This window comes from Psychrobacter glacincola, assembly GCF_965118485.1.
GTDB lineage: Bacteria > Pseudomonadota > Gammaproteobacteria > Pseudomonadales > Moraxellaceae > Psychrobacter > Psychrobacter glacincola_D.
This window is the reverse complement of sequence record NZ_CBCPJH010000015.1, coordinates 1-26,688: the sequence shown is the minus strand read 5'-3', so window position 1 is coordinate 26,688 and position 26,688 is coordinate 1. Positions and strand designations below refer to the sequence as shown.

Annotated in this window: 21 protein-coding genes and 1 tRNA gene; 5 read left to right on the top strand and 17 right to left on the bottom strand. The window is 42.4% G+C overall.

The features are described 5' to 3' along the window. Nucleotides 1-41 precede the first annotated feature (41 nt). From lpxA to rimO, 11 genes are all read right to left on the bottom strand, one after another. Nucleotides 42-821 carry an acyl-ACP--UDP-N-acetylglucosamine O-acyltransferase gene (lpxA, locus tag ACMHKH_RS07365; protein ID WP_413519993.1) on the bottom strand — a complete coding sequence of 260 codons (780 nt, stop codon included), beginning with the start codon at nucleotides 819-821 and terminating at the stop codon, nucleotides 42-44. 204 nt (nucleotides 822-1,025) lie between these two features. Further along, entirely contained in the window at nucleotides 1,026-1,535 is a 510-nt protein-coding gene (gene fabZ / locus ACMHKH_RS07360) for a 3-hydroxyacyl-ACP dehydratase FabZ (RefSeq protein ID WP_413519992.1), read from the bottom strand. Between the two features lie 106 nt (nucleotides 1,536-1,641). Further along, on the bottom strand, nucleotides 1,642-2,658 hold the full coding sequence (gene lpxD, locus ACMHKH_RS07355) for a UDP-3-O-(3-hydroxymyristoyl)glucosamine N-acyltransferase (RefSeq protein WP_413520027.1): 1,017 nt from the start codon (nucleotides 2,656-2,658) through the stop codon (nucleotides 1,642-1,644). A gap of 150 nt (nucleotides 2,659-2,808) precedes the next feature. Next, nucleotides 2,809-5,232 carry an outer membrane protein assembly factor BamA gene (gene bamA, locus ACMHKH_RS07350; RefSeq protein ID WP_413519991.1) on the bottom strand — a complete coding sequence of 808 codons (2,424 nt, stop codon included), beginning with the start codon at nucleotides 5,230-5,232 and terminating at the stop codon, nucleotides 2,809-2,811. A gap of 263 nt (nucleotides 5,233-5,495) precedes the next feature. Beyond that, nucleotides 5,496-6,869, bottom strand: coding sequence for an RIP metalloprotease RseP (rseP, locus tag ACMHKH_RS07345; RefSeq protein ID WP_413519990.1), 1,374 nt, complete (start codon nucleotides 6,867-6,869; stop codon nucleotides 5,496-5,498). A 74-nt stretch (nucleotides 6,870-6,943) separates the two neighbouring features. Further along, nucleotides 6,944-8,152 (bottom strand): 1-deoxy-D-xylulose-5-phosphate reductoisomerase, encoded by a 1,209-nt coding sequence (ispC, locus tag ACMHKH_RS07340; RefSeq protein WP_413519989.1) that lies wholly within the window; start codon nucleotides 8,150-8,152, stop codon nucleotides 6,944-6,946. Nucleotides 8,153-8,258: 106 nt separating this feature from the next. Then, nucleotides 8,259-9,068 carry a phosphatidate cytidylyltransferase gene (locus ACMHKH_RS07335; protein WP_413519988.1) on the bottom strand — a complete coding sequence of 270 codons (810 nt, stop codon included), beginning with the start codon at nucleotides 9,066-9,068 and terminating at the stop codon, nucleotides 8,259-8,261. A 176-nt stretch (nucleotides 9,069-9,244) separates the two neighbouring features. Beyond that, the gene (gene uppS / locus ACMHKH_RS07330) at nucleotides 9,245-10,003 is read right to left on the bottom strand and encodes a polyprenyl diphosphate synthase (RefSeq protein WP_413519987.1); all 759 of its coding nucleotides are present in this window, start codon (nucleotides 10,001-10,003) and stop codon (nucleotides 9,245-9,247) included. Nucleotides 10,004-10,215: 212 nt separating this feature from the next. Next, nucleotides 10,216-10,770: a ribosome recycling factor gene (gene frr / locus ACMHKH_RS07325; RefSeq protein ID WP_413519986.1), complete on the bottom strand. Its 555-nt coding sequence runs from the start codon at nucleotides 10,768-10,770 to the stop codon at nucleotides 10,216-10,218. Between the two features lie 126 nt (nucleotides 10,771-10,896). Next, nucleotides 10,897-11,622, bottom strand: coding sequence for a UMP kinase (gene pyrH / locus ACMHKH_RS07320; protein ID WP_413519985.1), 726 nt, complete (start codon nucleotides 11,620-11,622; stop codon nucleotides 10,897-10,899). A gap of 176 nt (nucleotides 11,623-11,798) precedes the next feature. Then, complete coding sequence (gene rimO / locus ACMHKH_RS07315; RefSeq protein ID WP_413519984.1) at nucleotides 11,799-13,391, bottom strand: 30S ribosomal protein S12 methylthiotransferase RimO; 1,593 nt, start codon at nucleotides 13,389-13,391, stop codon at nucleotides 11,799-11,801. Nucleotides 13,392-13,526: 135 nt separating this feature from the next. Here rimO and ACMHKH_RS07310 point away from each other — a divergent pair, with 135 nt between their 5' ends. The 4 genes from ACMHKH_RS07310 to ACMHKH_RS07295 all read left to right on the top strand — a co-directional run bounded on the left by ACMHKH_RS07310 (nucleotide 13,527) and on the right by ACMHKH_RS07295 (nucleotide 17,857). After that, the gene (locus ACMHKH_RS07310) at nucleotides 13,527-14,897 is read left to right on the top strand and encodes a two-component system sensor histidine kinase NtrB (RefSeq protein ID WP_413519983.1); all 1,371 of its coding nucleotides are present in this window, start codon (nucleotides 13,527-13,529) and stop codon (nucleotides 14,895-14,897) included. A 43-nt stretch (nucleotides 14,898-14,940) separates the two neighbouring features. Beyond that, on the top strand, nucleotides 14,941-16,716 hold the full coding sequence (locus ACMHKH_RS07305) for a sigma 54-interacting transcriptional regulator (protein ID WP_413519982.1): 1,776 nt from the start codon (nucleotides 14,941-14,943) through the stop codon (nucleotides 16,714-16,716). 221 nt (nucleotides 16,717-16,937) lie between these two features. Then, nucleotides 16,938-17,022: transfer RNA gene (locus ACMHKH_RS07300), tRNA-Leu, on the top strand. 310 nt (nucleotides 17,023-17,332) lie between these two features. Continuing rightward, nucleotides 17,333-17,857: a hypothetical protein gene (locus ACMHKH_RS07295; RefSeq protein WP_413519981.1), complete on the top strand. Its 525-nt coding sequence runs from the start codon at nucleotides 17,333-17,335 to the stop codon at nucleotides 17,855-17,857. Between the two features lie 6 nt (nucleotides 17,858-17,863). Here the strand turns inward: ACMHKH_RS07295 and ACMHKH_RS07290 are convergent, their stop codons facing one another. After that, a complete protein-coding gene (locus ACMHKH_RS07290; RefSeq protein WP_413519980.1) occupies nucleotides 17,864-18,901 on the bottom strand; it encodes a serine/threonine-protein kinase in 1,038 nt (345 codons plus the stop codon). A 68-nt stretch (nucleotides 18,902-18,969) separates the two neighbouring features. On the opposite strand from ACMHKH_RS07290, the gene ACMHKH_RS07285 reads away from it, so the two are divergent. Further along, the gene (locus ACMHKH_RS07285; protein WP_413519979.1) at nucleotides 18,970-19,941 is read left to right on the top strand and encodes an ATP-binding protein; all 972 of its coding nucleotides are present in this window, start codon (nucleotides 18,970-18,972) and stop codon (nucleotides 19,939-19,941) included. A gap of 36 nt (nucleotides 19,942-19,977) precedes the next feature. Here ACMHKH_RS07285 and ACMHKH_RS07280 read toward each other — a convergent pair whose 3' ends face one another. From ACMHKH_RS07280 to gyrA, 5 genes are all read right to left on the bottom strand, one after another. Beyond that, entirely contained in the window at nucleotides 19,978-21,084 is a 1,107-nt protein-coding gene (locus ACMHKH_RS07280; RefSeq protein WP_413519978.1) for a ribonuclease Z, read from the bottom strand. 35 nt (nucleotides 21,085-21,119) lie between these two features. Beyond that, the gene (locus ACMHKH_RS07275; protein WP_413519977.1) at nucleotides 21,120-21,392 is read right to left on the bottom strand and encodes a hypothetical protein; all 273 of its coding nucleotides are present in this window, start codon (nucleotides 21,390-21,392) and stop codon (nucleotides 21,120-21,122) included. An 86-nt stretch (nucleotides 21,393-21,478) separates the two neighbouring features. Further along, the gene (locus ACMHKH_RS07270) at nucleotides 21,479-22,147 is read right to left on the bottom strand and encodes a glutathione S-transferase (RefSeq protein ID WP_413519976.1); all 669 of its coding nucleotides are present in this window, start codon (nucleotides 22,145-22,147) and stop codon (nucleotides 21,479-21,481) included. 228 nt (nucleotides 22,148-22,375) lie between these two features. Beyond that, a complete protein-coding gene (gene rarD, locus ACMHKH_RS07265; RefSeq protein WP_413519975.1) occupies nucleotides 22,376-23,446 on the bottom strand; it encodes an EamA family transporter RarD in 1,071 nt (356 codons plus the stop codon). Between the two features lie 110 nt (nucleotides 23,447-23,556). After that, nucleotides 23,557-26,361, bottom strand: coding sequence for a DNA gyrase subunit A (gene gyrA, locus ACMHKH_RS07260; protein WP_413519974.1), 2,805 nt, complete (start codon nucleotides 26,359-26,361; stop codon nucleotides 23,557-23,559). Nucleotides 26,362-26,688 lie beyond the last annotated feature (327 nt).

Below are 26,688 nucleotides of genomic sequence, written 5' to 3'. Positions count from 1 at the left end.
AAAACTGTTTAAAATATATTATCTCTCTATTAAAACAGAATTTAGCGCACAACCCCGCGACGACTTTTCTGTAGCGAATCGATTAAAAATTCGATTTTTGGCTCTTGAGGTAGTAGATCTTGCTTTAATATTTCAAGCGCTTGCACAGTGGTTAATCCGGTTCTAAAAATAACCTTATAAGCTTGACGCAATATATCAATCGTTTCTTTCGACCAACCTTTACGGCGCATACCTTCGATATTAAGTCCATGGGCACGAGCAGGATTGCCAGAAACCATGGTAAAGGCTGCCACATCTTTTAAAATCAATGTCGCACCACCAACCAAACTATAATCATCAATAGTACAAAACTGATGAATGCCTGAGTTGCCACCGACAATAATATGGTTACCAATGGTCACGTGACCAGCGACACCGACATTATTAGCCAGTACATTGTGGTCACCAATCGAGCAATCATGAGCCACGTGGGTATTAACCATTAATAAGTTGTGACTACCAATCTTGGTCAAGCTGCCATCTTGCTCAGTACCACGGTGCAAGCTACAGGCTTCGCGAATGGTATTATGATCACCAATCTCAAGCCAAGTGCGCTCCCCGGCATACTTCAAATCCTGTGGATCTTCACCGACGCTGGCAAATTGATAGAACTGATTATACGCACCGATGCGAGTCAGTCTAGTAACTACTACATGCCGATGCAATACCGTATGGGCACCAATGCTAACCTCGTCGCCGACAATACAATAAGGACCAATAGTTGCGGTTTCATCAATCGTAGCAGACGGTGAGATGAGTGCTGTTGGATGGATCTGACTCATAATAGAGGCCTTTGTAGCATCGAATGCAAGTAAATTAGTAAAACAAACACAGGCAGTTTAATAAGGCTGATGAGCCTAATGCCGTCTTCTTAGAAACGAAATAACTTTTAGAAACACAATAACGGTGCCAATCAATTGATATTAACATCAGGATTTAAAATTGTTGAGCATTATTCATTATTTCTTAACAGTCATCAATGTGCCTTATTGTTCCTGACGGGCAATCATAATTTGCGCGCTGACTGCAAGCTCATCTTCAACATGCACGGTACAATCAAACTTATAAATACCCTGCTTCTGCATCACAATTTTAGAGCGGATAATCAGCTGATCGCCAGGGATGACGCGGCGCTTAAAACGTACTTTATCAACCCCTGCAAACAGGTATAAATAACCATCTTCTGCTGTCAATCCGGCACTAATAAAGCCAAGTACACCTGATACCTGCGCCATGCATTCAACCATCAAGACACCAGGCATGATAGGCTCGTCAGGGAAATGCCCATTAAAAAACTCTTCGTTAATGGTGACGTTTTTTATACCAGTAATGCATTCACCTGGTGTACAGTCAACGATCTTATCCACCAATAAAAATGGGTAACGATGTGGCAAATAATGCTTTAACGTATGATAGGTTAATGGCAATGTTAACCCTTGTTCCGCCAAACTTTTGATGTCTTCTGCCGTTGGGTTATCAATATGGGTGGTACTCATAATAGCGCTTCCTTGCTGTGTTTTCAGTGTTGCTTTAGGTTCAAGCTTTGCTAGGTTTTAAATGGAACTAACTTTTTAAATATCTATTTTATGTCACGATGAAATACTAATCACGACCAAGCTGGCGAAATCGTACTGCAGCACGGCGCCAATTGGCAGTCGGCATAGCAGCCGTTCCAGAAGAATAGGAGCCTGCGTTGGTGATTGACTTGGTGACCATGGTCATACCCGATAAGATGACATCATCTGTGATATTAATATGACCGGTAATCCCAACTGCACCGCCAATGATACAGCGTTTACCAATACTGGTGCTACCGGCGATACCTGTGTGAGCAGCAATAGCCGTACCATCACCGATACGGACGTTGTGTGCCACTTGTACCAGATTGTCAATAATAACATGATTGCCAATTATCGTATCATCAATGGCGCCGCGATCAATACAGGTTTGACTGCCAATACGTACATGATTGCCAATCACCACTCGTCCTAGCTGTGCGATACGTTCCCAACCCGTGACACTAGGGTCGCTAGTCGGTGCAAAGCCAAAGCCTTCTGAGCCTATCGTCACTCCAGCATGCAATCTAACGTGATGACCAATGATACAGTCATGCCCTATTACTACTTGAGGTTTGATAACAGCATCTGTGCCAATGGTAGTATTTTCTTCAACGACCACATGAGCATCAAGGACGCAGCCATCGCCAATCTGTACCTGCTCACCAATGACACAAAAAGGTCCGATGGTTACTTGGTTGCCAATAACTGCACTATCAGCTATCACAGCTGTAGAATGAATACCACTGGCTGAGCGCTGACGAGCGAAAAGCTGGCTAGCGCTAGCATATGCCAAATAAGGGGCAGCAACGATTAAGGCTATGGCATCATTTGGAACTTCGTTACGATGCTCAGCAGTAATAAGCACTGCTCCAGCCTGAGTATTCGCCAGACTCGAAAGATAATGAGGATTGCTCAAAAAACTTAGCTGCTTGCTATTAGCCGTCGTCAAATTACCAATACCTTCTAAACTTACATGGTATTGCTCAGCGTTAAGCTCTGCCTTGTTAAGAACAGGCTGATGCTGTTCAATCTGCGAGATGAGTTGCTTAATCGTTATCATAGTAAGTATTAGTATTGGCATGAATAAGAGAGTCGCCAAGTTGAGATATCATCTTGACGACCGGCTAAATCTAACAAACGCTTTAATTACTTAAAGGACTCAATAATAGTTATCAAACCCTTCAGCTAGCAACAGACAATTAGAGAATACTTAGAAAGTATTACCAATTTGGAACTGCACTTTTTCAGTCTCATCGCCTTCTTTATCACCAATAGGTACGGCATAGCTTAGAGAAATCGGACCGATGGGCGTATACCAAGTTACGCCTACGCCGGCACTAAAACGGAATTTATTATCTTGTGTCAATAATGGTACGCCAGTATCGTTCCCAGTAGCTGGATCAATAAAGGTGCGATTTTCCTTATCCGTCGTATCAAATACTTGACCACCCTCTGCAAATAGCACCGGACGTACTTGATCTGCCCAATCGCCCTTAAATGGCACTGGTAAAATCAATTCCGTACCAAAGCTGACTAATGCATTACCACCAATCTCTTCATCTTTGAAACGTACATCATCATTTATCGCATCATTATAGCTTTGCGATTTAGGTCCAAGCGTTGAAGCTTCATAACCACGGACTGAACCATAACCACCGGCATAGAAGTTTTCATAAAATGGTAGATCGTTACCATAGCCAAGTTTGGTATAACCGCGAGCAACCCAGTCTTTGTAGATAGGTTGATAAATATTACCGCGATAAACTAGCTTTTGATAACTAGCATCACCAAAGCCAATGGTCGCATCAACCGTATGGCTCATACCTTTATTTGGAAATACTGGGCGATCTAGGGTGCTGTAATCCCAACCAAATAGTGCATTATAGCTCTGGTATTCATTTTTAAAGCCAGTGCGACCAGAGAATTCATTGTCATCATTATTGTATCTCTCAAACGTACCGCCATCATCAATGATCTGCTGAACACTTGATACACCAAGACGACTACCACCACGTACCGTAGTATTGTCGACGTTTAAACCAGCGCTCACGCGTTTGGTTTCATCAACCGGATAGCTATAGTTAAGCGTTGCACCATAAGCATCGGTGACATAGTTACTGACGTTTCGATCATCGTATTTAGTTTCACGATAATAAGCACTGATACCTTGTGAGACACCATTTTCTGTAAAGTATGGATCGGTATAGCCCAAGCTATAAGAATCACGGGTTTCTGAGCGCGATAATGCCGCTTTAACGCGGTTACCGGTACCCATAAAGTTGTTTTGAGTCAGATCCAATTGGAACGTCACACCGCCACTTTGCGAATAACCGGCGGCAATCGTTGAGCTACCAGATGGCTGCTCTTCAACGGTATAGTTTACATCGACTTGGTCTGGCTGGTTTGGAACCGGCTTCACATCGACGTTCACATTTTTGAAAAACCCTGTACGCATTAAACGGGTACGTGATAGCTGAATTTTATCACTAGAAGCCAGTGATCCTTCTAACTGACGCATTTCACGGCGCAATACTTCATCTTGGGTTTTTAAGTTACCAGTAAAGTTAATACGGCGAACATAAATAGGACGTGCAGGATCAATATAGTAATCGATATCAACGACTTTAGTCTCATCATTGATACGCGGTACTGGTCTGATTTGTGCTAAATAATAACCTTCATTACCATAACGGCTCTTAAGAGCAGCTGTTGTAGCATCAAGCTTAGCTTGCGAGTATTTTTCTTTAGCACCAAAAGTAACCAGTTCTTTTAGCTCACTGGTTTCAAACGTCGGCTTACCTAAGAAATTAATTTCGCCAAACTGATATTGTTCGCCTTCGCTAAGACTGACTTCGATAAATACACTGCTCTTATCTTCACTGATATTGAGCACGGCATTGTCTACCGAAAAGCGCACATAACCGTCATTTAGGTAAAGGGCTTTTAGATTCTCTAAACTTGCCGCCAGCTTTTCTTTTGCATAGCGATCAGACTTAGATAATAGACGTGTCCAAGAGGTTTCTTTTACCGCAAAGACTTCTTTAATCTCTTTATCACTAAAGTGTTTATTGCCAATAACATTGATATCGACGACCTTGGCAGGCTTACCTTCGATAAAGCGCACATCAAGTTTGACGCGGTTACCGTCAAGCAAGGTCTGATCGACTTCAATATTACTATTGTAATAACCTTGGCTGATATACTGCTGTTGTAACTCGTTTGCAACGCCTTGCAGAGTTGCTTGCTTAAGTACATTACCAACAGCAAGACCTGCATTGCTCAGACCTTGCTCAAGTCCTTCTTTCGGGATCAGCTTATTACCATCAAAATTAACTTCCGCAATCGTCGGACGTTCAACCACATCAAAACGCAGCTTGCCCCCTTCGATACGGCTTTGAATATCAGCGAAGTTTTCAGTCGCATATAGCGCCTTGATACTGGCAGCCAGATTGGCATCATTGACCGTATCACCTACCGTAATTGGCAGTACTGGATACAGGCTATCAGGCGTTAGGCGTTGTAAACCATTAAAGCCAATATCAGTGACCACAAATTCTGCAGCTTGAACCGGCATACTCATCATTGCTACAACTAACGGCAACCCAGCCGCGCTCATAAATAAAGGCGTACGCATAAACACTATCCGTCAATAAAAAACTTGCTTAAGTTAAGTTGAAAAGCACATCTTGCCTAGCCTCTTTTGCGTCATATTATAAACACATAGAGCGCAGGCTCAGAACACTTTATATAAAACGCGTCATAAAATAAACTAAAATATAAAATTAGTACAGCAGCAAGGTAATAAAACAAATCACTTACTATGCAAATAATCAAAGCAGGACAAGCCTAGAAGCATTAGCCTATCGCTTCGTACCCGCTAAATAACACAATATATAGTTAAAACAGCCGGCTGATATCATTACCAATTGCTAACACCATGAAACCTGCCAGCAAGAGTAAGCCGATGTTTAAGCCTACCATTTGCACGCCTTCAGAAAGTGGCTTACCGCGTATCAGCTCAATCAGATAATAAACAATATGACCGCCATCTAATACCGGAATAGGTAACAGATTCAAAACCGCAAGGCTTAAACTAATTAAAGCAGCGGTAGATAATACCATTTGCCAACTGATATCAAAGCTTTGCTTGGCAACTTTAGCAATGGTAATCGGGCCTGATAAATTATCAAGACCAATCATACCTGATAGCATCTTGCCCATTGAGCTGACAGTCATAACTGCCAATTGCTCAGTTTTCTCGAATGATTTGATCAATGACTCAGCTGGACCATAAACGACCGTAGTTTTGTATTCCTCAGGAATAACAATTGCAGACTGCGCCACCATAGCACCAATTTGTCCATAATCGTTACCTAAATTGTCTTTTTTACCCTGCGGCATAATCTGTAATTGTACAGATTTACCGTCACGTAATACGTTAAATGTCAGCAACGTCTCAGGGTTATCGCGGATAATACGAGTAGCACTGATCCAATCGTTAATGGCTTCACCATTGATAGCAGTAATGCGGTCACCAGCCTTGAGACCTTGTCGACTGGCGGCGCCATCAGGGGTGACATCACCAACTATAGGGGCGATATTTGGTTGCCACGGCATCATCCCAAAGCTTGATAAAGCATCTTTACCTTGCGCAGCGCCTTGCATAAATTCTTTAATAGGTGCTTGATAGGTCTTGATTGCGCCCTTGTCTACTTCTGATTGCAAAGTAACGCTTATATTGGTTGTCTCACCCATACGCCCAGCAAGGCGATAATTAATACCTTCCCACGTTTGGACGTCATGACCATTAATAGCGACGATTTTATCACCAATAGGCAACTGAGCTATTGCAGCGGGTGTATCTGGTAATACTTGACCAATCTTGGTAGCGAGCTGCTCTGATGGGGTCATAAACAATACCCAAAACAGTACAATCGCAATGACGAAGTTCATGATAGGACCAGCAGCGACAATCGCTATCTTCTTTAGCGGATGCTGGCGATTAAATGCTAAATGTAACTCATCTTTTGCTACTTCGCCTTCACGCTCATCAAGCATCTTAACGTATCCACCAAGTGGTAACGCTGAAATACGATAATCTATGCCACTTTTTTTACTGGTCCAGCCAAAGATTTTCGGACCAAAACCGATCGAATACGTGAGTACTTTCACGCCGCAAAGTCGCGCTATAATATAATGACCCCACTCATGCAGGGCAATGAGTGGACCTAAGACAAATATTGCCGCGAGCAGCGTTAATAAAAACGTCATGATCTTTTCTCAGTAGGTACGCTTAACATCAGTATTTTGTCTTAACACCATAAAGCCAACAGTACTTGATACGCCTAAGCCAATCTTGCTACCAGCTTATCGGTATGCTGACGCGCTAGATTATCAATCGCTAAAATCTCTTCAATATCGGCAGTCTCAGTTAGTGACGCTACTTTTATCTCATTCAATACTCGCTCATTGATATCAGCAATATCTGTCAGTCGAATTTGATTATTTAAAAATGAAGCAACCGCAATCTCATTTGCTGCATTCAATATAATGGTCGCATGCGTACCCGCTTGCATAGCCGTGCGTGCTAAACGCAAACAGGCAAATTTTTGCAAATCAGGCTCGATAAACTCTAAGCCATTAAGCGCAAATAAGTCTAACGGCTGCGAGCCACTATCAATACGATCAGGATAGCTTAACGCATGGGCGATAGGTGTTTTCATATCTGGGCTACCAAGCTGCGCCAAAAAGCTGCCGTCGCTATATTCTACCATTGAGTGAATGATACTTTGTGGATGAATCACCACATTTATCTTATTTTCAGGCAAATCAAATAAATGACAGGCTTCAATCAGCTCAAGCCCCTTGTTCATCATCGTGGCAGAATCAACGGATATTTTTTGCCCCATTGACCAGTTTGGGTGTTTGACCGCTTCAGTAACGCTTGCCTGCTGCATTTGGGTAAATGACTGCTGTAAAAACGGTCCGCCCGAAGCGGTTAACCAGAGCTTACGCACACCATGATTTGGCTGATGGATTTGGGTATGGTCTTGTTGAATAGCAAACGGCAAGCACTGAAAAATAGCATTATGCTCGGAATCAAGCGGTAACAAGGTTGCATGATGGGTTTTAACGGCATTGATCATCACTTGCCCTGCCATGACCAGCGCTTCTTTATTTGCCAGTAAAATACGCTTGCCTGCACGGGCAGCGGCTAAGGTAGAAGGAAGCCCAGCTGCGCCTACAATAGCTGCGACAACGGTATCGGTCTGCGAGTCGGTAGCAATATCCACAAGCCCTACTTCACCGCTGACTACTTCGATATCAAGACCTGCAGCAATCAGACGCTTGGCAAAGTCATCGACTGCTGCTGTCGGTACGCCAACCCGCTTAGGAGAAAACTGCTGACAAAGCACAAGCAGCTTATCTAAACGGTGGTACCCAGATAAAGCATAAACGTCGTAATACTGTGGTTGTGCCGCCAAGATGGCTAACGTACTGTCGCCAATCGAGCCTGTCGCGCCTAATACGGCGATACGTTGGGTCATAACCATGGGTGCCTATAAATGATAATGTAAGTCATACTATAAAAATTAAATCAGCTGCCAAGCTTATGTGCTATCAAGTGACTAATTAAGCCGTTTGATAGCGTTAGACAAATTAAACAACAATCAAACCGAACTGCTGTATTGCCCAAAAACCCAGTGCAAATATTGGCGTAGCAGATAGCAGCGAATCAATACGATCAAGTACTCCACCATGCCCTGGTAAAATCATTCCTGAATCTTTAACATTAGCACGGCGTTTAAGCATCGACTCAAACAAGTCACCCAATACAGACGCCAAAATCGTCAGCGCTGATAACGCTACAAAGGCGATAAGCGCTACGCCCGTCAATTGTAACTTAAAGACACTTATAATCACTACGACTAGCAAGCCAGTGACTAAGCCGCCCGCCAACCCTTCCATACTTTTATTAGGCGAGACATTTGGCGCCATTTTGCGACGACCAAGCTTGCGTCCAACAAAGTATGCACCACTGTCGGCGCACCAAACCAATAAAAATACATACAGTAACCACCATGCTGATAATTGCCATAAGTAAAACATAGCGGTAATTGAAGCGGTTAATATTACTGCCCCCATTAGCGCCAACTGCTTACCATACCAGTTGGTAGAAGTTGGAAAGACACGCACCCAAGACAGCGCCATTAGCCATATAACCACGGAGGCTGCCCACCAAAATAGCCAAGTCACTTTAAACATCAGCGATACTATAGTCAACAGCAATACTAATAGCACAAATACCGCTGGCTGACGCCATTTTGGCATCAGTTTTGTCCATTCGTGAGCAGCAATAATGACCCCAATCGCTAAAAGTGGCGCAAACAATATAGGCGTTTGGCTCGCAAACATTGCAATACCAACGATAATAACGAGAACAATTGCCGTCTTAATTCGTTGCCACATACTTATTGAGCCTTATAATAATGAAGGACATTTGATCAAATTGGCTGACAAGTGCTTACCATAGATAATAACGTATTACAGCCAACTGCCGACCATAATAACGTATTGATAGTGACGCACGCTATCGAAAGTGATTTAAATTGATAAAAGTCGCCTAATATCGAAAAAATTATTGCCTAAGATATCTGCTGCACTGCCGTCACTTGCTCGCTAGTTTTACCAAAGCGGCGTTGACGTTGGGCAAATTCTTCTAGCATTGCTGCTAGCTCATCGACGTTAAAATCTGGCCACAGCGTTGGAGTAAAGAACAGCTCTGCATAGGCTGATTGCCACAATAAAAAGTTCGAAAGGCGATACTCGCCGCCCGTACGTATTAGCATATCTACTTCTGGCGCATCTGCCAACTGCACATATTTACCAAGCTGCTCTTTATTAATATCTTCCACTGATAAGTGACCTGCTTGCACTTGCTCTGCCAGTTGCTTGGCAGCATGAGCGATATCCCATTTACCGCCATAACTAATCGCAATGACCAATGTCATCGCCTCAAAGTCCGCGGTTTTTTGTTCAGCATCTGCCATCAATAGTTGCAAGTCATCGCTAAGCTGCCTGCGATCGCCGATAAAACGCAGACGAATGCGATACTTAATCATACGAGGCATTTGTTCATTGATAGTTAAGCTTAGTAAATGCATCAGCAATGCTACTTCACTTGGTGGACGTAGCCAATTTTCACTGGAGAAAGCAAATACGGTCAAGACTTCAATGCCCGTACTGACGCAGTACTCAACAATAGGGTCTAGCGCATCTTTGCCAGCGATATGCCCCTGACCTTTGCCTAACTGATTAATTTTACCATAACGATTATTACCGTCCATGATGACAGCAATGTGGCGTGGAAGAAGAGCTGGAACTAAAGTATCTGACATAGTCATAGGCTAACTTGCTTATTGTTGGGGTAAAATAATCATAACGCACGACATGCTGTATAAAATCTTAGCACGTACTTTATCAATAAATGATATAAAACAATGGTGCGTCTATACGGCAACAAACAGCCAATAGCGATATGATATGGGCTGTTTGTTTTAAGTGGCCGACTCTTAACTAAGTTACGGCGCTTCGTTCTGACAATGATAAAAGGTGCTTACACTGACATCAAATCGGTTTCTTTTTTGCTCAGACGGCTATCAATCGTTTCAATATACTTGTCAGTGATTTTTTGAATATCATCACTAGCGCGGCGCTCATCATCTTCTGAGATCTCTTTTTCTTTTGCCAACTCTTTGATGTCATTCATCATATCACGGCGGATATTGCGAATAGAAACGCGACTGTTTTCTGCTTCTCCACGAGCTAGTTTTTGCATATCTTTTCGAGTTTGTTCTGTTAATGCTGGCATAGGAACACGAATCACATCAGCAGTCATTGGGTTTAGACCCAAATCTGCTTCGCGGATAGCTTTGTCGATCGCTTGTACCATAGTACGCTCAAATGGCTGCACCAGCAACGTACGCGAATCTTCAACGTTAACACTTGCCACTTGATTTAAAGGCGTAGGCGACCCGTAATAGCTGACCATCACACCTGACAACATACCTGGATGCGCGCGTCCTGTACGTACCTTACTAAAAGTACTTTCAAGCGCTTCCAATGTTTTTTGCATGCGCGCTTCGCCGTCTTGCTTAATCTCATTAATCATTATGTATCCTTATTTATCGCTAGCGACAAATCATTTATTGTTTATTATAAAAAATATTAGGGTGTTTTCACAGGTAAGTAGCCGTCTTACTTCTACTTATCTTCTATCATGTATTTGTCTATGCTATTAATGGTAAACGCGGGTGCCTTCATTCTCACCCATCACAACATTTAATAAAGCATTGGGCTTATTCATATCAAAAACTTGTAATGGCACATTATGCTCACGGCATAATGCAATAGCAGTTAAATCCATTACGCCAAGCTTTTGCTCTAACACTTCATCAAAGGTCAGACCGTCATATTTTACTGCATCAGAATGTAGGCTTGGGTCTTTATCATAAACGCCATCTACTTTGGTCGCTTTTAGAATCAAACCCGCTTCGATTTCAATACCACGTAAGCAAGCAGCGGTATCTGTAGTAAAGAATGGATTGCCTGTACCAGCGACAAAGATACATACTTCGCCATTTTTGAGGTAACGAATCGCATTACGACTGCTATAACTTTCTGTCACCTCACCAATCGGCAAAGCTGACATTAGGCGCGTTTTGATATTACGGCGCTCAAGGGCATCACGCATGGCAAGACCGTTCATGACGGTGGCTAGCATGCCCATTTGATCACCGGTGACGCGACCGACTAAACCTTCTTTTTGTAATTGAGCACCGCGATATAAGTTACCACCGCCGACCACAATACCAACTTGTACACCAAGTCCGCGTAAATGAGCGATAGATAGGCTCATCTTATCAAGCACTTCGCTATCAATACCCATATCTTTGGTACCGGCTAAGGCTTCACCAGAAAGTTTTAGCAAAATACGAGAATAACGCGGGTTTTTGTCAGACATGAGGTCACCTTGTCAGTATTAAATTATAAGTAAAGTGTTCGGTAAAATACAAATAGAGTTTGCTTTGAGACTTGACGCTAGTGCGATACGGAATGATAAGCATCTACAACTGTCAAATTGCACTAATTGTAGCAAAAACTGCCCACTGTTGGGCAATTTTCACTGACATATTATGTTTAAGCTTTATAGCTGGCAAATAAATCATATTCGCTAGCATCGTCGATAGTAACCGTTAAGAACTGACCTACTTTCACCGCATCAGTAATATCATCGACATAGACATGACCGTCAATCTCTGGCGCGTCAGCATAGCTACGGCAAATCGCTACGCCTTCTTCACTATCAATCTCATCAACCAATACCATCAAGTTTTTGCCGATTTTTTCTTGTAATTTTTGCGCTGAAATATCTTGCTGTAAGGTCATTAAACGCTCATAGCGTTCTTGCTTAACATCTTCTGGCACATGATTGGGCAAGTCATTAGCAACCGCGCCTTCCACTTCCGAATAAGTAAACGCACCAACGCGATCTAAGCGTGCTTCAACCAACCAATCAAGTAAACACTGGAAATCTTCTTCGGTCTCGCCTGGGAAACCAACAACGAAAGTTGAACGAATGACAATATCAGGGCAAATCTCACGCCATGCGTGAATACGTGCTAAGGTGTTTTCGCTATGCGCAGGACGCTTCATCGCTTTTAGGATACTGTGGCTGGCATGTTGAAACGGAATATCAAGGTAAGGCAGTAGCTTCTTCTCACCCATCAATTCAACGACTTTATCGACATGTGGATACGGATAAACATAATGCAGACGTACCCAAATACCCAAATCGTTTAATGCTTGGCATAAGTCATAAAACTTAGACTTCAGCGGCATGCCATTCCAAAAGCTGGTCTTATACTTCAAATCCAGCCCATAAGCAGAGGTATCTTGCGAAATAATAAGCAATTCTTTCACGCCAGCGTTTTTCAGTGCCAGCGCTTCATTCATGACGCTATCAATCGGACGCGACACCAAATCACCACGTAAGCTTGGAATGATGCAGAAGGTACAGCGATGGTTACAGCCTTCTGATATTTTTAGATAAGCATAATGACTGGGCGTTAACTTGATACCGGCCTCATTAATCAAATCTATTTTTGGGTCATAACTGGCATCCAAACTTCGGTCAGGCTTAGGCACATGCAGCGAAACGGCTCTAATAACTTCGTCATAAGCATGAGCACCAGTCACTGCTAACACAGCAGGATGCATTGCACGGATTTTATCCGCTTCTTTACCCAAGCAGCCCGTCACAATCACTTTACCGTTTTTACTAATGGCCTCACCGATGGCATCAAGCGACTCTTGCACTGCTGACTCGATAAAGCCGCAAGTATTCACTACGACAAGGTCTGCACCTTCGTAATCACTGGCAACTTGATAGCCATCACGACTGAGTTCCGTAATGATACGTTCGCTGTCGACCAAGGCTTTTGGGCAACCTAGCGATACAAAACCAATCTTTGGCGCGGCATTAACTGGTGCATTTTCAGTCAATAAAGCGCCTGAAGTCGCATCGCTACTTTGGCTAATACTACGGTTTTGATTGTGGTTGGCTTTATGGTGGTAAGGTTCACTGCTATCGATTGAGCGCTGCTCTGACGGCACTGTCGGCTTAGCAGGATTAAAGAGAGTGACCGTGTTTTGTATAGAAGCCGATGGTGTAGAACTTGGCTGTGAAGGGGCTGTAGTCGTATTAATGGACTCGGTAGAAATATTGGGCATGGCTAACCTTGCTAGAGATAAATTGGCTGTGCGCATTGTACGTTTTTTTTGTGGTAATCACCAGTTTTGCCGCGCTATAGTGTTGATTTATGGTTAAATATTACATTGAGCCTCGCGCTATACTAGGCATTACTGATGACAACTGATTTTATAAGCATAAAACCGACACCTGATTTAGCATTTATAGCACAGCATTTATTCACGGCTATTTTATGGGTCAACGATGAGCTGTCTGTTACTTGGATAAATGCCCAAGCTGAGCAACTATTAGCTATCAGTAGCGGCCGCTTGCTTAATCAGTCGGTATTGATGCTACTTGCACCCGAAGAATTGGCAATTAAAAATAGCACTATTATTGACAGTCCAACAGATAAAACTTGCCCTTTGACTGAGCGCTTTTTTCAAGCGAAGCGCTATCAACAACCTTTTATTGACCATGACCATCTGATCAACAGCCCTTTAAATAGCCGTTTATCACTTTTAGTCGATTATAGTGTCACGCCTGTCATTTATCAGCAGCAGAGCTATTTTGTTGTCGAGATGTGGGGTAAGGATCGCCAAAGTCGTATCTCAGAAGAACAACGCCAACAGCAGCAATATCATGTTGCCCGGCATATGCTGCGCTCGGTCGCCCATGAAATCAAAAATCCACTTGCTGGCATACGCGGCGCGGCGCAATTATTGCAACGTCAATTTATCAAATTTAGTGAGAGCTCTTTTAACATTCATACTGCTCATAATAGCTACCAACAACTTACGTCCAATCCCGTTTTAAATTCTGATAATAATCTACAAAAGACCGCTGAAAAATTACGCAGCTATACTGATATTATCATCTCAGAGACAGATCGTTTAACTCAGCTAATTGGACAATTTCTAGGTTCTAATCAACTACCAAATTGGCAAATAGTTAATATTCATGAACCGTTAGAGCATGTCTTGTCCTTAATACTCAATCACTATCCACAAGTAACGGTACAACGCGACTATGATTTGTCTTTGCCTGAACTCTGTGCGGATAAGGACCAGCTGATTCAAGTGTTTTTAAACCTGATTAATAATGCTTGTGAATCCATGACTGAATTTGCGCAAACCTTGCCACATCAAACACTTTCTGCATTGAGCGCATTAGACTCAACGATTACCTCTTTAGAGGATAATAATAACTATCAGCCTCTACTACACATTCAAACGCGCGTTGCCTTTCAACATACCATCGGTAGCCAGCAGTACAAACAAGTCTTGCAAATAACGATTACTGATAACGGCTCAGGGATAGATGAAAAATTAATTGGTCAGATATTCTTTCCGATGGTGACCAGTCGTGCCGCTGGTACAGGACTTGGATTATCTATCGTACAAGATATCATCAGCCGTCATCATGGTATGATTGATGTTAGTTCTACCCCATCGCAACGTGCGGATGCTAAGTACAAAAATATCAGTAATAGTCAGACCCGCTTTATCCTTTACTTACCTTTTCATCAGCCAATTATTGAAAGTTAATGCATTCACATCTATCCTTCTCACTGCTTATTAGGCTAAATATATGACTCAGTATCATGATCCCCAACCGCTTATAAGCAATGAGCAAATGCCAATAGTCACGGTCAATAACAATCCTGATAGTCAGCCTGCTACCTTATGGCTCATTGACGATGATGCAGCACTACGTTTGGTATTGGCAGATACTTTTGAAGACGCAGGCTTAAATGTTATTAGCTTTACCCAAGCACAAGCGGCATGGACACGCCTTAACGATATCTTACAACAGCGCGAGTCAGTCGACCAATTACCAGATGTGATATTGACCGATATTCGTATGCCGATGATGGATGGTCTATCTTTTAGTGACTGGGTGCATCAGTATTTTCCTAAATTGCCAATTGTGATTATGACGGCGCATTCAGACCTCACTTCTGCTATTAACAGCTATCAGACAGGGGCTTTTGAATATCTAGCTAAGCCCTTTGACTTAGATAATGCGGTTACTACGATTTATAAAGCCATTAATTATCAGCCTAATATGATAATAGCCAATCATTCAATCGAGACTGACACCAAGACAATAAATGATATAGCACTTAATACTGATTCAAAATTAGATAGTAATACTCAACCACTAATCAAGGCTGCTAGCAAAGCCAATATTGCAAGCAAGCCTAATAAAGCCCCAAAAAATAAAGAAAGTCTCCAAAGTAAAACCCGTGCTAATAACAACCCCAGCGGCATCATTGGTCAATCACAAGCCATGCAAACGGTGTTTCGTGCCATTGGTAGGCTTGCGCACTCACCTATTACTGTTTTAATTACTGGTGAATCTGGCACAGGTAAAGAGCTGGTTGCCAGTGCCTTGCATCAGCATTCACCGCGTCGACAACAGCCATTTATTGCCCTTAATATGGCAGCCATTCCACATGATTTAATTGAATCCGAGCTGTTTGGTCATGAAAAAGGTGCATTCACTGGCGCAACAACCTCACGCCAAGGTCGATTTGAGCAAGCGGATGGCGGTACGCTATTTTTGGATGAAATCGGTGATATGCCATTTAGCACCCAAACACGGCTGCTACGGGTGCTAGCGAATGGGGAGTTTTATCGCGTGGGTGGGCAGCAACCCGTTAAGGTGAATGTGCGTACCATTGCCGCCACTCATCAAAATCTAGAAGAATTGGTCAAACAAGGCAAGTTCCGTGAGGATTTATTTTATCGTCTTAATGTCATCCGCCTACCATTGCCACCACTACGAACACGGTACGAGGATATTCCAGCGTTAGCGACTTATTTTATGCAGCGTGCTGCTACACAAATGAATACCACACCAAAGCAGCTTCATACTACAGCACTGCAGATTATGCAGTCTTTTGAATGGCGTGGTAATGTCCGTCAACTTGAAAATGTGTGCTTATGGTTGACAGTGATGACAACTGGGGATACGGTAATGGTTGATGATTTGCCGCCAGAATTTCTCGAAAATACCTCTGCCAGTATAGAAGCGTATCAACAACAAACTCTATCTGAGCTAGAAATTACCCAGATCAACCAACAGCAAAGCAGCCAACAACAAAACAATGATAACCATATTTATAACATTGCAGGCAGTCCAAGTTGGCAGCAAGCATTAGCTATATGGGCTGAGCAATCCTTAAAGAGAGGCGAAACAGATATTTTGCATACGGCGACGCTTGAGTTTGAACAGGTATTGCTGACAGCCGCACTCAAGCATAGTGGCGGTAAAAAGATAGCAGCAGCAAATCTCCTTGGCTGGGGCCGCAATACATTAACCAGAAAACTGCAGCAATTAGATACATCTTCATCAGAATGATAAAAAAAATGTAATTAAAAGCAATAAAATGAGAAACAAATCCTTTTAATATCAGCAATTTATCACTTTTAGTAAAAATAATCGCTAAATAATTGCAAATAGGGGTTGCCAAACTTCGCAAACTCTATATAATAGCCAACCACTGAGACGCACTACCGAATCAGTTGTTTATCTAGATGGTATTTGAGTTTAAATACTTTTGATGATAGAGTAACGAAAATGGGGCTGTGGCGGAATTGGTAGACGCACCAGATTTAGGTTCTGGCGCCGCAAGGTGTGAGAGTTCGAGTCTCTCCAGCCCCACCATTTTCGGATAGTACATCTTAGATCAAATATTAAAACCTGCCTTTGAGCAGGTTTTTTTGTGTTTAAGATTTATGTGAAATACTTATAAATTTAAAATATAGTCAGTGAAAAGTAATATCGATACATCATACATGACTGATATCAATTTTTCTTGCTTGCTGTGCCTGCGCAGACAGAGGCTACAAAAAATTGATATCAGCAATACCGTAGCGTTTTTAGGATTTTTTGACTATAGTCTCAGCATTGACAATGCTACCCTTAGAGCAAATTAAACCATCTATCAGAGACATAAAATGACGAGTTCAAAACAATGAATAAAGGATTTTGGCTAACGATAGGTTTACTGGTAATATTAGCAGGTGGTCTTGTCGGGCTTCGCAGCCTGTATAAACCCAATATGTCAGCTGACATTTCAGCAGAAGCCGGTGCAGACTTAAATACTAAAATTATGATGAGCTTAGATAAATTTAGTGGCTTTCATCATGATGCAGAGATACTTTTAGAAAAATTAACCACTCTAAAGACAGGTATGGAAAGCGCAGTTGCTAACCAAGATACCAAACTACTAGCAAGCACTATAAGCAACACCTATAGAATCATAGATAATGTAAACGTGAATCGCCTACCAACGATTGCACCTTTCAAGATATGCGATGAGGCGCTCAACACATTAAGCCTCTATGCTATTAGCGCTAAGTCTTATTACTCTAATACTAAAAAAATGAATATCAATCAAGTTAATGAATTGAGAGATACATTCAATATTCAGTTTTCTCAGTGTCAAAGCATTGTTAATGATAAGTCTGTCGAAGCACTCTATCAAGACTACCAGTAATACACTTTACCTACTTCCCAATGACTCTAAATCTCTCAACACCTCATCCATATTTTTATATCGTGTCTCCATCAGCTTTGCCAATGCTTTATCGATAATATGTTGATAATGATTATATTCTTCGGGTAACTTTGGTATAGGCTGTTGGCAATGCTGAGTCGCCCAATCTTTTAGTGGCTCACTAGTTTTAATATTTATCTTAAATGGTCGTTCGCCCATTAATAGCTCATACATCATAACCCCAAATGCATAGATATCGCTTTGCACTGTCGCACCCTGCCCTTGCCAGCGCTCAGGTGCAAAATAGGCTGGTGTACCTGCGGGATGATAGAACGTTTCAGCTGCATAAATATGCTTAGCCAAAGCAAAATCCGTCAATAATAAGTTAAATGTGATACCACTATTATCCGTATTATTTGGCAGTGAGTCTTCTAGTAAAATATTACTAGGTTTAATGTCATTATGTAGCCAACCAGCTTTATGCAGATGGGCAATAAGAGATGCCGACTTTGTAATAAAATGATGTTTTTGTCTATTCGTCAATAATAAATGCTGTTGAGGCTTAAGCTGAGTTGCCAAACTATGATTGCAATAATAAGGCATGGTCAAAATAGTTAATTGCCAATTTTCTTCTAATATCTGGATATCTAAGCAATGATGAGCCCATATTGATGGTGCAATAGCGTCAATACAAGGCTGATTTTGCTGGATGCTATTCAAAAACTTCAATACCGTTATTTCATGATTTAAACTCAGGATATTACTCTGCTGACATCTAACTAAATTATGATTAGTCAGCGCCCATTTAATCATTACCTGGCCAAACCGCCGATGCTGGGCACGTGTTAAACCTTGATAGTCAAGTTCGCTACCACCACTTTGCTGACTGAGTCGCTGATGTATGATCTCTCTATAGTTCTCTGCTAATAATGACTGGGTAATAACTGGTAATAGCTGCTGAGCTTGCGCTTGCAACGCTTGTATAATAGACGGATTACTGGCATTATTTTTCATGGTACTGTTTTTTATAGTGTTGTCTTTCATGATACAGTAAAGCCCCTATTAAACTATCATCGCCTCATTTAAACGTCACCTTAACTATTAGAGTCATTATGTCGCAACCGTTTCATTCAGCTGCTCATTACGCCATGCCCGCACCTCTATTGGATTTACTCAGTCAATACCTGCAAGAACGCGTCACGCCAATTATCGAGATTGACCCTGATCAGCTCGCTTATCGCTGGGTCGGTGGGCAAACTGGACATTTAGAGCCCTTAGCCGTCAATTTATTTTTAAGTTTAGATGACTTACATGGTATCGATACGCAAAAGTCGAAACTGGTACAAAACACGCGCCAGTTCCTCAAAGGCTATCCTGCTAACCATGTATTGATGACAGGGACACGCGGCGCGGGTAAATCATCGCTGATTCGGGCATTGCTACAAGCCTATCATAGTGAAGGTCTGCGCATTATTGAAATTGCCCGTGATGATTTAAAAATGCTTGATAAAATACGTAAGGCGATTAAAGCCTTGCCCGCTGATTGTGGTTGCCGTTATGTGGTGTACTGCGATGACTTAGCGTTTAACGGTCAAGATGAGAGTTATAGAACGTTAAAAAGCGTGCTTGATGGTGCTCTTGATTCAGAGCAAGACAAGTTATTGGTTTATGCGACTAGTAACCGCCGCCATCTACTACCACAGCTGATGAAAGACAATGTCAATATTTATAATGGTCAAACCGATGAGGTGAATCCTTATGAGACCATCGATGAAACGGTGTCTTTATCTGACCGTTTTGGTTTATGGTTGTCATTTCATCCCATGGATCAAAACACTTATTTACACATCGTGCACCATTACTTATCTATTCAACAAAATATCGATGCTAAGAATGATGATAGTCCAAACGATGCGGCAAGTAAAAATACAGGTGATATTAATGAGCTAGCTACTCATATCAGAGCGGCGGCATTACGCTGGGCATCTGAGCGCGGTGGACGCTCTGGTCGAGTAGCCTATCAGTTTAGCCGCTACTGGATAGGACAAAGCCAATTAGTAGCTGAAGATAATCCAACTTTATAATTTATATAAGTCATTTTTTATGACGGTGCTCAGAGCTTAATGATCGCGTGCAGAGCCTAAATACTGCACGCGATTGTCTATATTATTACTCACCTCTTCTGCTGCTCCATTCACCAGATATTGGGCAAAGTCATGCGCTAGCCATAAGTTACCTGTATAAACGCTCTCGGCATCTAAACGGATATGTGACATATTTCGTATACGGCTATTTGGATTATCAAAGCTCTGATAACGAGCGCTAAAATGGGTCATTATTAAATTTTTGAGACCAACATCTTCGGCAAATCGACCTAGCAGTTGCGCGCTAGTATGCATCGGATCAAAGTCTGGATTTTTGGTCTGAATCTTCACTAAGACGTCACTGGTATAAGTGGCTTCATGCACCAATAAATCCGCACCGACTACTGCGGCTTTTAAGCGCTCCGGCGTATCGTTATCACCCGCTACCACTACCCGTGTGTGCTGTCTATCATTATCGGTATAATTTACTGAACGTAGCTTGCGACCATCATCCGTCGTGACATCCTGACCTTGTTGCAGCTTGCCCCACAGCTCCCCAGCTGGGATATTATCTGCTGTCAGTTTGTCTGTGCTAAGCGTGCGACGACTGATTATCTGGGTAATACCAAAACCATAGGAGGCAACCCGATGCGATAACGCCGTGATATCAATACCTAGCTGATGCTCGTTACTTAAATCAAGGCTGATTTTATTGTGGTTATCTGGCTCAGCCAGCACTTCTTCTATCGCCATAAAGTTAATGACAAATGGAAAGCATAGTTCAGTCGTTAGTGTCATCGCTTCAAGCAGCACCTCAATGGCTTTTGGCACAATCAGTGTCAGCGGCTCACGGTGACCTGACATTGCCGCACTTGCCAGCAGCCCTGGCAAACCATAGCAATGATCACCATGCACATGGGTAATGCAAATCGCTTGTAGCTGATTTAAAGATAACTTGGTATGTAAGAGCTGATGCTGCGTGCCTTCACCGCAATCAATTAAAACCCAAGGACGCGATTTCTTGTTTTGCTGCTGATTTTTCCCTGAGCTATAAGGATTAAGGCATTCAATCGCTAATGCTGTGACATTACGCTGCTTGGTGGGCACCCCTGCTGAGGTACCTAAAAAAGTAAGTTTTAGCATCGCTTATTTCTGCCGATTATCATGATTCCAGGCTGTTATGACAACTGGCATATCAGCGTTCTTTTACCTTCAATCATCTGACCGCCATTGGCATTACAATCATTGACCATATTGGATTCATAAGACTTCCAGCCGCCATAAAAGCTGGCAACACATAGCACAACCACTAGCAGTTTTTGCGACCATGCTTTAATAGATACTTGCTGGCTATTCATCTGACCATCAGTCCCATTCAGTGAATGTTTAGCAGCACTATTAGCATTGTTGCTATCGATATTATCATTATTTGATTTGTTCAAATCTGTCATTTTTTATCCTAAAAAAGGTTCTGTCTATGAATAAACAAAACCTTTTATTGTTATATGAAATCAATATTTAATAATAAGCGCAGCACTTAAAACTGTAGACGACCGCCCTTTTCTTCGGCACGCTTAAAGGCATCACGTTCTTCACAGCGCTTCAGCCAAGTTAAGATATTGTTATATTTACTACTGTCTAAACCTGCGCCTGCATTGGCGCCCACTACTGCTAAGTGCATCTGAATATCAGCGGCGCTAAATTCTGCTCCAGCAAACCAATGATTGTCTTGTAGATGCTGCTCCATCATGTCGAGTATGACAGTCAAGCTATTGCTTATCATGGTTTTTTCGACTTGATTTCTAATACTTTTACTCACAGGCTTGATGAGCATGGGCGATTGCTCAACCACCTTAGTAAATACCAAGCGCATCACTAATAGGGGCATCACTGACGCTTCAGCAAAATGTAGCCAAAACGTATAAGCTTCCCATGCCGCTTCATTATCATCAGCAGGTTTAAACTGCTTTTCTTTATCATAATGCTTTAGTAGATATTCGATGATAAAGCCTGACTCAATCAGCACACGCTCATCGACCTCTAACATCGGTGCATGACCAAGCGGGTGTACTTGCTTTAAACTGTCAGGCGCACGGTAGGCTTTATTACGCTGGTAGCAGGTAAATTGATAATCGATACCTAGCTCTTCTAGTAACCATAATATACGAAATGAGCGCGAATTTGCCAAATGATGAAGGTGTAACATAGATTATCCTTATATGAAATTCTTAGTATTTAGTAGATTCTTAATATTTAATAGCACAGATTATAAATGTTTATCTAGATAAAATAACCCGATTTAAGTTAATAGTAACGATTAATGATAACTCAGTTATTATCTTAATTATAGTTTTGCTATGTAGCCACATAACTTAGTAGTTTGACTTACCAAACTACGTTTATCGACTGATGTTATTTACCCTTATTCTAATTGCTACTTTGAATCTAACGCTTCAATTTTACGGGTGATTTTATTTATATGCTGTCGTTGTTTTCTAATTTTACGGAAGCGGCGTGCCCTTAACACTCCTTTGATACGATAGTTAATAAAACGGCTACGCGGTGGGAAGCTTGCAATTTGCGGCTCTCGGTAACCTTGCAAATGATTGTCGCGGCGGCGAATAAGATAACCTTTGATACTATCAGCAATCATGATAAATAACGCCAAGGTAATCATACCGTACATAAAGAGCGAGCCCCCTTCATCCAAGCTCTGATTTAATACAGTGATGGATAGCACAAACAATAGCATAGGCTCTACATAGCTGAGTGCGCCAAATAATGATACCGGCAGTTTACTACTAGCAACCATGGTCAGTGACATGGCAAGCGAGCTAAAAGCGCCCAATAGAGGTAATATATACCAAAACTTAGGGTTTTGCGCCGCCACACTAAAGCCACCACTGCTATACAGCATAATCAAAACCACAGGTGTTAATAACGTTAAATCTGATAACAGCCCTGTAATGGGCGGTACAGCAAGTTTACGACGCAGTAGATAATACGGTGGATAGCCCAAGCACACAAATGCAGTCACCCAAGAGATACTGCCATATTGCCAAATATCATAACCAATACCGAGCGCCGCAAGTATCGCTGCCGACCACTGCAATTTACTCATATGCTCATGATAAAAGAAACGCCCGATTACTATCATTACCAGCGGCAATAAAAAATAGCCCAAGGTCACATCAAGACCAAAACCATTGACCGGTCCCCACATAAACAACCAAATCTGCCCACCTAAAATAGGGGTTGGTAAGATAAAGATAAGCCATTCTTTTGGCGTTTTTAGAGTTTTTAAATACTCAAAAACGTGCTGCCATTGCTTAGTAAAACTGACCAATATCACCAAGCTCAATAACATCATCAATACACGCCACGAAGCCACCTGCGTACCGGTTAATGGCAGCATAAATAGCCCGAACAAGAACATTAAGGCGAACAAAAAACTCGATGAGATTGATGCCAAAGTGCCTTGGAAAGTTTGGTTGGTCGTAAGCATAACAACAGCCTTAATAAATAGAAAAAACAAAAGCCTCCGACGATAACGTCAGAGGCTTTTTCTAGAACAGAACATGAAAGACTAGATCGAAAAGCTAACTCATCAAAGTATTATTCGTCAATGTCAGCATCAGTATCGGCATCATCAATAGCTTCTGAGTCATTCAATTCATTAACGTCAGTATCAGCAGTTGCAGCATCCACATCTCTTTGTGCTTGACCTTCTACTTCAAACGTTCCGTCTTCTCTCATAGCATCAATCAGCTCATTATCGTTTTCTTCGTGCTCAACACACGCCATAGCGACCAGCTTCTCATCTTTTGACAAACGAATTAAAGTCACGCCTTGGGTATTACGACCTGAGCTAGCAACGTGCTCAACTGGCGTACGCACTAAAGTTCCTTTGTCTGAGATTAAGATAATATCATCTTCAGGATTTACTTTCGTCGCACGAACCAACTCACCATTACGCGCGCTCGTTTTGATAGCGATCACACCGCCACCGCCACGTCCTTGCTTATTAAACTCTTCAACAAAGGTACGTTTGCCAAAACCGTTTTCACAAGCGATCAGGATTTCGCGCACATCATCTTCGATAACCACTAATGATTTGATAAATTCATCAGTAGCCAGACGCATACCACGGACGCCTTTAGCCGTACGACCCATCGCACGCGCATCATTCTCATCAAAACGAATGGCTTTACCACTTGAGGCAAATAGCATGACTTCTTGGCTACCGTTAGTGATGCGAGCGCTTACCAATTTATCACCTTCTTCCAAACCAACGGCAATCAAACCATTCGAGCGAATATTGGCAAACTGTTTCAGCTCTACGCGCTTCACCGTACCATTAGCCGTTGCAAAGAATACAAATGGGGGCTCTGCTTGCGTACTGTCATCTAACAAATCGTCATCGCTATCTATTAAGGCATCTACCGATGTCTCATCTTTTACCGATAACTCTTCTACGATTTTCGGAATAGGCAATATCGTTGTAACTGTTTCATCAGGATTTAAGCCAATTAAATTGACTAATGGACGACCACGCGCACCGCGACTGGCAATCGGCACTTCAAAACCACGTAGACTAAAGACGCGACCCGTATCAGTAAAGCATAATACGGTTGAGTGCGTTGAAGTGACGACTAAGTGATCAATCACATCGTCTTCTTTCATTGCCGTCGCAGACTTGCCTTTACCGCCACGTTTTTGCGCGACATAATCATCAATCGGTTGCGTCTTAGCATAGCCAGTACGCGATACCGTCATCACGACCGTTTGCTCTGGAATAAGGTCTTCACGGTTAAAGTCCATACGTGAATCAATAATATCTGTACGCCGCTCATCACCGAAGTTTTCGCGAATTTCAATCATCTCGTTTGAGATAATGGTCATCAGCTTATCAAAATCGCCAAGAATAGATTCTAAATTTGCAATCTCACGCAGTAAGTCTTGATATTCTTCGGTGAGTTTGTCTTGCTCAAGACCCGTTAAGCGATGCAGTTGCATGTCTAAAATCGCATTGACCTGTTCAAGCGATAAGCGATAATTCTCTTGATTATTAATCAGACCAAAGGGCGCTTTTGGATCTTCGCCCTCGATAAAGTCAGGACGTACTGACTGGCTGCCCGCAGCGGTCAACATCGCAACCACACTGCCTGATCCCCATACGTTGCTCAGTAAGTTTTCGCGAGCCAAGCCACGATTTGCAGAGGCTTTAATCGTCGTAATAATCTCATCGATATTCGCCAGTGCAACCGTTAAGCCTTCAAGCAAGTGACCACGCACACGGGCTTTATTCAGCTCATAAATGGTACGACGAGTCACGACTTCTTGACGATGGCGGACAAATGCGGCAATCAGCTGACGCAAGGTTAATAGTTTTGGTTGACCATTATCAAGCGCTACCATATTGATACTAAAGCTAGACTCAAGTGGCGTTTGCAAGAATAAGTTATTAACTATAACTTCAGCTGTTTCACCGCGACGTAAATCAATAGCAATACGCATACCGTCTTTGTCAGACTCATCACGAATCTCGGTAATACCTTCGATTTTCTTGTCACGTACCAGCTCTGCGATACGCTCAATCAGCTTGGCTTTATTAGTTTGATAAGGTACTTCGGTAAACACAATGCGCTCACGGTCACGGTTGACACCGGTTTCACTCATCGGCTCGATGATATAACGACCACGTACGTGTAAGCGACCTTTACCGGTGCGATAAGCATCTAAGATACCAGCGCGACCGTAGATAATACCGCCCGTTGGGAAGTCAGGACCGGAGATATACGACATCAGCTCTTCAGCAGATATTTGCGGGTTCGCCGCATAAGCTAGGCAGGCATTAATCACTTCTGTCAGATTGTGCGGCGCCATATTGGTCGCCATACCAACGGCAATACCAGTGGCACCGTTAATCAATAAGTTAGGAATACGCGCAGGCAACACGCTTGGCATACGCTCAGAGCCATCGTAGTTGTCTTCCCAATCGACGGTATCTTTATCCAAGTCGGCAAGCATCTGATGGGTCAGCTTGGTCATACGTACTTCGGTATAACGCATCGCTGCCGGTGGATCATCATCAATCGAGCCGAAGTTACCTTGACCATCAACCATTGGATAACGCAAGCTAAAATCCTGCGCCATACGCACAATAGCATCATAGACGGCACTATCGCCGTGCGGGTGATATTTACCAATGACATCGCCGACCACACGTGCTGACTTCTTATAGGCTTTATTGTAGTCATTGGACAATACATGCATCGCGTACATCACGCGGCGGTGTACAGGTTTGAACCCATCACGCACATCAGGCAGCGCGCGCGAGACGATCACGCTCATCGCATAATCCAAATAGGACTGCTTTAATTCGTCCACAATGGCAATAGGACTGACCGATTCGCTCATATACACTCCCTCACTCACATCTACTCTCTAGCATCGGCATATCTAAACCATAATGGGCAACAAGAACGGCACCAAAGCGCCGTTCTATTATAAATCCAGTGACCATCAAAAAAGACTTAGCAACCTCTCAAACTAGTGAGAATTAGCGATAGTTTTAATGTTAAATAAAAGAAGCTATTTTAGCACAAATTTGTTGATTTAGGGGCATTTAGATGCCATTAAAATCAAGTGAAAGCGCTTATTAGTCGCTACTTTCAATAGTAATTATTTCGATGCAAAAATCGTTACTCATAGCTGTGTTATCACTGGCTAATTTCGCCATTTTTA

Excerpts from the sequence above, each read along its gene's own strand:
- gyrA (WP_413519974.1), bottom strand. The coding sequence starts at position 26,361 with ATGAGCGAATCGGTCAGTCCTATTGCCATTGTGGACGAATTAAAGCAG.
- ACMHKH_RS07280 (WP_413519978.1), bottom strand. The coding sequence starts at position 21,084 with ATGCTAAAACTTACTTTTTTAGGTACCTCAGCAGGGGTGCCCACCAAG.
- ACMHKH_RS07335 (WP_413519988.1), bottom strand. The coding sequence starts at position 9,068 with ATGTGGCAACGAATTAAGACGGCAATTGTTCTCGTTATTATCGTTGGT.
- rseP (WP_413519990.1), bottom strand. The coding sequence starts at position 6,869 with ATGACGTTTTTATTAACGCTGCTCGCGGCAATATTTGTCTTAGGTCCA.
- ACMHKH_RS07285 (WP_413519979.1), top strand. The coding sequence starts at position 18,970 with ATGTCGCAACCGTTTCATTCAGCTGCTCATTACGCCATGCCCGCACCT.
- bamA (WP_413519991.1), bottom strand. The coding sequence starts at position 5,232 with ATGCGTACGCCTTTATTTATGAGCGCGGCTGGGTTGCCGTTAGTTGTA.
- ACMHKH_RS07305 (WP_413519982.1), top strand. The coding sequence starts at position 14,941 with ATGACTCAGTATCATGATCCCCAACCGCTTATAAGCAATGAGCAAATG.
- frr (WP_413519986.1), bottom strand. The coding sequence starts at position 10,770 with ATGATTAATGAGATTAAGCAAGACGGCGAAGCGCGCATGCAAAAAACA.
- ACMHKH_RS07310 (WP_413519983.1), top strand. The coding sequence starts at position 13,527 with ATGACAACTGATTTTATAAGCATAAAACCGACACCTGATTTAGCATTT.
- rimO (WP_413519984.1), bottom strand. The coding sequence starts at position 13,391 with ATGCCCAATATTTCTACCGAGTCCATTAATACGACTACAGCCCCTTCA.
- ACMHKH_RS07270 (WP_413519976.1), bottom strand. The coding sequence starts at position 22,147 with ATGTTACACCTTCATCATTTGGCAAATTCGCGCTCATTTCGTATATTA.
- rarD (WP_413519975.1), bottom strand. The coding sequence starts at position 23,446 with ATGCTTACGACCAACCAAACTTTCCAAGGCACTTTGGCATCAATCTCA.
- ACMHKH_RS07275 (WP_413519977.1), bottom strand. The coding sequence starts at position 21,392 with ATGACAGATTTGAACAAATCAAATAATGATAATATCGATAGCAACAAT.
- ispC (WP_413519989.1), bottom strand. The coding sequence starts at position 8,152 with ATGGTTATGACCCAACGTATCGCCGTATTAGGCGCGACAGGCTCGATT.
- uppS (WP_413519987.1), bottom strand. The coding sequence starts at position 10,003 with ATGACTATGTCAGATACTTTAGTTCCAGCTCTTCTTCCACGCCACATT.
- fabZ (WP_413519992.1), bottom strand. The coding sequence starts at position 1,535 with ATGAGTACCACCCATATTGATAACCCAACGGCAGAAGACATCAAAAGT.
- pyrH (WP_413519985.1), bottom strand. The coding sequence starts at position 11,622 with ATGTCTGACAAAAACCCGCGTTATTCTCGTATTTTGCTAAAACTTTCT.
- lpxD (WP_413520027.1), bottom strand. The coding sequence starts at position 2,658 with ATGATAACGATTAAGCAACTCATCTCGCAGATTGAACAGCATCAGCCT.
- ACMHKH_RS07295 (WP_413519981.1), top strand. The coding sequence starts at position 17,333 with ATGAATAAAGGATTTTGGCTAACGATAGGTTTACTGGTAATATTAGCA.
- ACMHKH_RS07290 (WP_413519980.1), bottom strand. The coding sequence starts at position 18,901 with ATGAAAGACAACACTATAAAAAACAGTACCATGAAAAATAATGCCAGT.
- lpxA (WP_413519993.1), bottom strand. The coding sequence starts at position 821 with ATGAGTCAGATCCATCCAACAGCACTCATCTCACCGTCTGCTACGATT.